This is a genomic window from Pseudoalteromonas shioyasakiensis (assembly GCF_001550135.1).
GTDB classification, from domain to species: domain Bacteria; phylum Pseudomonadota; class Gammaproteobacteria; order Enterobacterales; family Alteromonadaceae; genus Pseudoalteromonas; species Pseudoalteromonas shioyasakiensis.
In genome coordinates, this window is record NZ_LRUE01000024.1 from 517,237 (window position 1) to 519,275 (window position 2,039).

Sequence of the window (2,039 nt, forward strand, 5' to 3'; positions counted from 1 at the left end):
AACCAGTGACCCTCGCCTTGTAAGGGCGATGCTCTCCCAACTGAGCTAACGACCCATTTAGATTTTTGTAATATGAAACACCATTTTAAAATGGTGGGTCGTACTGGACTTGAACCAGTGACCCTCGCCTTGTAAGGGCGATGCTCTCCCAACTGAGCTAACGACCCATATTACATACAGCATATTATCTTAATGGAAGGACCACCGAGACTTTCTTTAATAACAGAAAGTAAATGGTGGGTCGTACTGGACTTGAACCAGTGACCCTCGCCTTGTAAGGGCGATGCTCTCCCAACTGAGCTAACGACCCATTAAGAATTTAGATATGAACACCATTAGGGAATAATGGTGGGTCGTACTGGACTTGAACCAGTGACCCTCGCCTTGTAAGGGCGATGCTCTCCCAACTGAGCTAACGACCCATATCTAAAACAACTCATTGCTGCGTTGTTGTGGGGCGCTATTATAGATAGAGTTGTAAATGTGTCAACACTTGAATGAGTAAAAATGTGTTAGATGCAGCTTTTATAAACAATGACATGGCATTTAAGCATTTTTTGGCGAACAAATATGCAATTTATATTCATAAGCTTATATTTAGACTTGGATCTATAGCTTTATGACCTAGGTAAATCATTCCAAATGATATGAATACAGTAAATTTTTAAAACAGTTTTTTCATACCGATAAATTTGCATTAGTTAATTACACTCTACTTAGCACTATTAAAAACAAAGCAGGGAAGGGGGAAGTCGTTTTATTTAAAGCTTTAAATAATGAACTTTATTTTGCATATAAATGTATACCTTTTCTAAGGGAGTAAATTCAAAAGCAGAGAGCCTTTGATAACAAACCAACAATGCAATTAGCCCAAAATAGCTAATTTGATAGCTCTTTGTATAAAATACCTCCGTAACGGATTGATATTTAGTCAGCTTGTTGAAATTTAAATCATTTAAATAAACTTAGATAAAAAACTGTTGACTTTATTTGGGGGGCTGCATAGAATGCGCCCCGCACTCAGCGATACACAACCAACATTAATTGGTGGTGTGTATGCAAGTCGGGGCTATAGCTCAGCTGGGAGAGCGCTTCGCTGGCAGCGAAGAGGTCTGCGGTTCGATCCCGCATAGCTCCACCAGATTTGCATAGTGTTTGTCCTAGGGTTGCAGTTTTCTGCGTCCCCATCGTCTAGAGGCCTAGGACACCGCCCTTTCACGGCGGTAACAGGGGTTCGAATCCCCTTGGGGACGCCACTTACTCTTAGTAAGTGAGCAATTGCCAAGAAAATAAATAAATATGTCAGTCTCGAGTACTTGCATGTTATTTTAGTAACCTTAACTCCGATATGAGTCAAACTATCATTTAATGTCCTAGTGACACATTATGTGTCCCCATCGTCTAGAGGCCTAGGACACCGCCCTTTCACGGCGGTAACAGGGGTTCGAATCCCCTTGGGGACGCCACTTATTCAAGTAGGTTATGTGTAGTGGGGCGGTGAACACCGCGCAATCTATTCACGACGTTATCAAGAGTACGAATCTCTTGGCGGCGCCACTTACTTAAAGTGCTGTGTTATTAAAGCTCGTCTGAATCGAGTCTAACTATTCAGTTGTCCTAGTGACACATTATGTGTCCCCATCGTCTAGAGGCCTAGGACACCGCCCTTTCACGGCGGTAACAGGGGTTCGAATCCCCTTGGGGACGCCACTTACTAAAAGTGTTGTGTTATTAAAAGCTCGTCTGAATCGAGTCTAACTATTCAGTTGTCCTAGTGACACATTATGTGTCCCCATCGTCTAGAGGCCTAGGACACCGCCCTTTCACGGCGGTAACAGGGGTTCGAATCCCCTTGGGGACGCCACTTATCTAAGTAGGTTATGTGTAGTGGGGCGGTGAACACCGCGCAATCTATGTACGACGTTATCAAGAGTACGAATCTCTTGGGGACGCCACTTACTTTAAGTGTTGTGTTATTAAGAGCTCGTCTGAATCGAGTCTAACTATTCAGTTGTCCTAGTGACACATTATGTGTCCCC

General features: G+C 43.2%; 8 tRNA genes. 5 read left to right on the top strand and 3 right to left on the bottom strand.

The features are described 5' to 3' along the window. Window positions 1–91: 91 nt before the first annotated feature. The 3 genes from PASHI_RS21320 to PASHI_RS21330 all read right to left on the bottom strand — a co-directional run bounded on the left by PASHI_RS21320 (window position 92) and on the right by PASHI_RS21330 (window position 422). Window positions 92–167, bottom strand: a tRNA-Val gene (locus PASHI_RS21320). Window positions 168–234: 67 nt separating this feature from the next. Beyond that, window positions 235–310, bottom strand: a tRNA-Val gene (locus PASHI_RS21325). 36 nt (window positions 311–346) lie between these two features. Beyond that, a tRNA-Val gene (locus PASHI_RS21330) sits at window positions 347–422 on the bottom strand. A 643-nt stretch (window positions 423–1,065) separates the two neighbouring features. Here PASHI_RS21330 and PASHI_RS21335 point away from each other — a divergent pair. The 5 genes from PASHI_RS21335 to PASHI_RS21355 all read left to right on the top strand — a co-directional run bounded on the left by PASHI_RS21335 (window position 1,066) and on the right by PASHI_RS21355 (window position 1,864). After that, window positions 1,066–1,141: transfer RNA gene (locus tag PASHI_RS21335), tRNA-Ala, on the top strand. 39 nt (window positions 1,142–1,180) lie between these two features. Next, a tRNA-Glu gene (locus tag PASHI_RS21340) sits at window positions 1,181–1,256 on the top strand. 134 nt (window positions 1,257–1,390) lie between these two features. Continuing rightward, window positions 1,391–1,466 (top strand) — tRNA-Glu (locus tag PASHI_RS21345). A 168-nt stretch (window positions 1,467–1,634) separates the two neighbouring features. After that, a tRNA-Glu gene (locus tag PASHI_RS21350) sits at window positions 1,635–1,710 on the top strand. A gap of 78 nt (window positions 1,711–1,788) precedes the next feature. Next, window positions 1,789–1,864 (top strand) — tRNA-Glu (locus tag PASHI_RS21355). Window positions 1,865–2,039: the final 175 nt, after the last annotated feature.